The organism is Kitasatospora sp. NPDC023118 (assembly GCF_055560875.1).
This window is the reverse complement of the sequence record NZ_JBVHHW010000074.1, coordinates 1-5607: the sequence shown is the minus strand read 5'-3', so window position 1 is coordinate 5607 and position 5607 is coordinate 1. Positions and strand designations below refer to the sequence as shown.

General features: G+C 70.9%; 2 pseudogenes. Both read right to left on the bottom strand.

From position 1 onward, the window contains the following. A pseudogene (locus tag ACZ3UD_RS37425) lies at positions 1–4649 on the bottom strand (amino acid adenylation domain-containing protein); the annotation flags it as partial. Between the two features lie 238 nt (positions 4650–4887). After that, positions 4888–5607, bottom strand: a pseudogene (locus ACZ3UD_RS37420) (AMP-binding enzyme); the annotation flags it as partial.

Below are 5607 nucleotides of genomic sequence, written 5' to 3'. Positions count from 1 at the left end.
ACCGCCACCGCATCCGGCGTCGCGGCCACCTGCCCGGCGAACAACCCCGGCAACGTCGACTCCTCGACCCCGACCGCCGTGTCGTTCCACTCCTCGACAACCTGACGGCGCTCAGCCTCACCCAGCACCCCCACCGCCGCGAACCGCGCCTGCGGAGCCTCCTCCAGGACGGCCGTCAGGTTCGTGACGGCGGCCTGCAGCAGCGCGCAGATCTGCTCCGCATCGGCCGGTGCCACCGCTTCGACGGCCAGGCTGAAGCCGCTCCCGAGGTCGTCGACGGCCACGCTCACGGGGTAGTTGGTGTGGTCGCTCACGGTGAGCAGCCCGACGCCCTCGAGGCGGGGACCGGTCCCCGCCTCCGGTGCCTGGCCGTGGCGGTAGTTGAGGATCGAGGTAAACAGCGGGCTGCCGCCCGTCATCCCGCTCGCCTGCTGCGCCAGCGAGAGCGGCGCGTGCTCGTGCACCAGCAGCTCGGCCAGCTGGCCGCGCATGCCGTCCAGCGCCTCACCCGCACTCTGCGCGTCCAACCGCACCCGCACCGGCAGGGTGTTCATGAACAGACCCGGCACCCGGTCCGAACCCGCGCCCGCGTTCATCCGGCCGAACAGCACCGTACCGAACACGACATCCTCACGACCGCTCACCGCGGCCAGCACCCGCGCCCACGCCAGGTGGAACACCGTCGCCGCACTCACGCTGTGCCGCCGCGCCACCTCACGCACCCGGCCGGCCACCTCATCATCGAGGGGCACCTGGCAGCGCACCGCGGCGGTGCCGTCACCGTGCAGATCCAGCACACCGTAGGGCGCCGTCGTCTCGGTGACGTCGCCGAGCAGCTCGGTGAAGTACCGCTCGTGCTCCTCGCGCGGCGTCCCCAGGCGGGCCTGGGCGACGAAGTCGCGGAACGGCAACGGCTCCGGCAACGTGTCGGCACGGCCGGACATGATGGCCCGCACCTCCCCGAACAGCACATCCAGCGAGGTGTGGTCCTGCACCATGTGGTGGGTTCGCAGCAGTGCCAACCAGCGGTCACCGCCGGGCTCCGCCGCGATGTGGACCGTCATCAGGGGCGCCCGGGTCAGATCCATCCACGACCCGGCAATAGCCCTCAACTGCTCCACCGGGTCGGGGCCCTGCGGGTCCAGCACGACCTCCTGGACCGGCAGCTCCACCCGGCGCGACACCACCTGCACCGGCTCGGCCAGGCCCTCCCACACGAACGCCGTGCGGCAGATGTCATGCCGGTCGATCACCCGCTGCAGTGCCGCCAGGAACTCGTCCACGCGCTCCCGCGAGTCGAATTCCATCACCGACGGCAGTACGTAGACATCCGTCTCGGATTCCTGATCCGCCATCATGTGGTGGAAGAGGAGACCCTCCTGGAGCGGGGCCAGCGGGTAGACGTCCGCGACATTGGCCGCACCGCCCTCGACCTCCGCCACGATCCGCTCGATCTCCGCCTCGGTCAGCTCCACCAGAGACAGCATCCCGGGCGTGATCTCGACGGCACCCTCGGGAATCAGGTTCGGCGGCACCACCACCTGGACCGGCCCGGCAGCGCCGGCCAGCCCGGCCGGCGTCGGCGTCTGGAACAGCGCCTTCACCGAGACAGAGACACCCCGCGCACGGAGGTTCGCCACCAGGGAAACCACGAGGAGCGAGTGACCGCCCAGGGCGAAGAAGTCGTCATCGACACCGACTCGATCGAGTCCCAGGACCTCGGCGAACGCCTGGCACAGAAGCTCCTCCTGCACCGTCTCCGGCGCCCGACCCGCACCCGCCGCATACTCCGGTGCGGGCAGGGCCTTGCGGTCCACCTTGCCGTTCACCGTCAGCGGCAGCTCCTCCAGCACCACCACAGCCGACGGAACCATGTACTGCGGCAACCGTTCACCCGCGAACTCCCGGATGGACGACGCGAGTTCGGCGCTGTCGTCGTCCGCCACGACGTACGCGACCAGGCGCTTGTCGCCCGGCACGTCCTCGCGCACCACCACGGCCGCCTGCGCGACCTGCGGGTGCCCGGCCACCACCGACTGGACCTCGCCCGGCTCGATCCGGAAGCCACGGATCTTCACCTGCGCGTCCGCACGACCCGCGTACTCCAGCTCGCCGTCGGCGTTCCACCGCGCCAGGTCTCCGGTGCGGTACAACCGGCCACCCTCAGGCCCGTACGGATCGGCGACGAACCGCTCGGCCGACAGCCCCGGCCGCGCCACGTACCCACGCGCCAGCCCCGCACCCGCAACGTACAGCTCACCCGCCACACCCACCGGCACCGGGCGCAGCGCGGCGTCCAGCACGTAGGCGCGCATGTTGTCCAGCGGGCGCCCGATCGGCAGCGTGCCCTCGCCGTCCACCGCGGTGTGCGTGGCGACGAACGTGGTGGCCTCGGTCGGCCCGTATCCGTTCACCACCACGATGTCCGGGCAGGCCGCCCGCACCCGCGCCACGGCCACCGGCGACAGCACGTCACCGCCGGCCCACACCTCACGCACCCCGGCCAGACACCCCGGATCCTGCTCCGCCACCAGGGCGAACAGCCCCGCCGTCAGCCACAGCGCCGTGACCCCGAACGAGGAGACCGCCTCGGCCAGCGAGACCGCCGTGACCTCACCGGCCGGCATCACCACCACCTGGCGCCCCGTCAGCAACGGGACCCACAGCTCCATGGTCGACGCGTCGAAGGAGTACGGCGAGTGCAGCAGCACCCGCTCGAACCCCGCACCCGCGAACCGCCGGTCCCGCGCCAGCGCCGCCACATCCGCATGCGTCACCGCCACCCCCTTGGGGCGACCGGTCGAGCCAGAGGTGTACATCACATACGCCAAGCCGTCCACATCACAGGAGATCTCCAACGGCTCCGCAGCGCCCGCGCCGGAAACCTCCAGCACCGCCAGGCCCAGCTCGGCCGCCTGGCCCCGCAGCTCGGCATCGGTGAGGACGACCGAGGCACCCGTCTCCCCGACGATCGTGCGACGGTGCGCCAGCGGATACCGGGCGTCCAGCGGAACGTAGAAACCGCCCGCCTTCACCACCGCGAGCAGCGCCACCACCAACTCGGCCGACCGCTCCATCAGGACCGCGACACCGCTCTCCGCGCCCACGCCCCGTTCGACCAGCCGCCGCGCCACCGCATTGGCGCGCGCATCCAACTCCGCGTACGACAGCTCGACACCCTCAGACACCACCGCCACCGCGTCCGGCGTCGCAGCCACCCGCGCCGCGAACAACCCCGGCAACGTTGACGGCTCGAGCTCGACCGCCGTGTCGTTCCACTCCTCCAGGAGCAGGCGACGCTCAGCCGGATCGAGCACATCCACCGCCGACAGTCGCGTCAGCGGCTCAGCGACAACCGTCTCGACGACCCGCAGCAGCCAACCCGCGAACCGCTCCGCCGTCCCCGCATCGAACAGATCCGCAGCTGCGATCAGCTTCCCCCGGATGCCCGCCGGCTTGCCCTGGGCATCAAAGACCTCGCCAAGACTCACTTCCAGGTCGAACTTCGACGCCCCCAGACCCGCTGACGACGCCAGAGCCGAAGGCAGCGAGCCCGCCCCGGACAGATCCAACGCCGCCGAAGCCGTGTTCTGCACCGTGAGCATGACCTGGAACAGCGGGTTCCGGTCCATCGACCGGACCGGCGACAACTCCTCCACCAGCTTCTCGAACGGCACGTCCTGATGCTCGAACGCGCGCAGGCTGGCCTCCCGCACCCGCTCCAGCACCTCGTCGAAGGTCGGGTCACCGGACAGGTCCGTGCGCATCACCAACGTGTTCACGAAGAACCCGACCAGGTCCTCCAAGGCCTTCTCGGTGCGTCCGGCGATCGCCGCCCCGATCGGGATGTCGTTCCCCGCACCCAGCCGGTTGAGAGTGACCGCCAGCGCGGCCTGCAGCACCATGTACGGGGTCACCCCCCGCTCCCTGGTCACCTTCACCAGACGCTCGTGCACGCCGGCCGGCAGCTCGACCGCCACCGCGTGGCCCTGATGACTGGCCACGGCGGGACGCGGCCGATCGGTCGGCAGCTCCAGTTCGGCCGGCGCCCCGGCCAGCGTCTCGCGCCAGTACGCCAACTGCCGGGAGAGCACGCTGTCCGGGTCCTGCTCGTCGCCGAGCAGCTCCCGCTGCCACAGCACGTAGTCCGCGTACTGCACCGGCAGCGGCTCCCACTCCGGTGCCCGACCCGCGGACCGCGCCGCGTACGCCACCGACAGGTCCCGCGCCAGCGGCGCCGTCGACCAGCCGTCCCCGGCGATGTGGTGAACCACCACCACCAGCGCGTGTTCGTCCTGGCTCACCGTGAACAGCGTTGCCCGCACCGGGATTTCGGCAGACAGATCGAACGCGTACGCGACCGCCCCGCTGACTGCGCCGGCCAGCTCCTCCTGCGAAACCGCCTCGACCGCAAGCTCGAAGCCGCTGTCCTCGACCTTGAGGGCCTGCTGGTACGGCTCCCCGTTCTCGACCACGAAGACCGTGCGCAGCACCTCGTGCCGCCCCACCACGTCCCGCAATGCCTCGGCCAGGGCCTCCCGATCCACAGCCCCGGTCAGCCGCAGCGCCATCGGAATGTTGTAGGTCGCACTCGGCCCCTCCAGCTGGCTCAGGAACCACAGCCGACGCTGCGCAAACGACAACGGAATCATCAGTAGTCCTCCTGCTTACGCATCGGCCGCAGAGTGGGCCTAGCAATGCTCTGGGTCTCGATCTGACTGGCGGGCCGGCCGGCGAGGGCCTCCCGATCCACATCCCGGGCCAGTGGCAGCGCCATCGGAATGGTGTAGGCCGCGCTCGGGCCCTCTGACCGACTCGGGAACCACGGCCGACGCTGTGCAAGCGACAGCGGAATCATCAGTGGTCCTCCTGCTTGCGCATCGGCCGCAGGGCGGGCCTGGCCGTGCTCCGGGTCTCGACCCGACTGGCGAGCCAGTTGGCGAGCCCTTCCGGCGTCCGTGCCTCGAACACCGCCCGGATCGGCAGTTCGGCCCGCAGCAACTCCCGCACTTCACTGACCAGTCGGGTCGCCAGCAGGGAGTGGCCGCCCAGAGCGAAGAAGTCGTCCTCCACGCCGACCCGGTCGAGTCCCAGGACCTGCGCGAACGCCTGGCACAGCAGCTCCTCCTGCACCGTGGCCGGTGCCCGGCCCGCGCCGGCGGCGTACTCGGGGGCGGGCAGGGCCTTGCGGTCGAGCTTGCCGTTCACCGTTAGCGGCAGCTCCTCCAGCACCACCACCGCCGACGGAACCATGTAGGACGGCACTTGCCCAGCCACGAACTCACGGACTATGGCGGCCAGTTCGGTGCTTTCGCCGTCCCCGGTGACATACGCGACCAGGCGCTTGTCACCCGGCACGTCCTCACGCGCGATCACCGCGGCCTGCGCCACCTGCGGGTGCGCGGCCACCACCGATTCCACCTCGGCCGGCTCCACCCGGAAACCGCGGATCTTCACCTGCTCATCCGCACGACCGGCGAACACCAGCCGACCGTCCGCCGACCACTTCACGCGGTCACCCGTGCGGTACAACCGGCCACCCGCCGCACCGAACGGGTCCGCGACGAACCGCTCACCCGTCAGGCCCGGGCGGTTCAGATAGCCGCG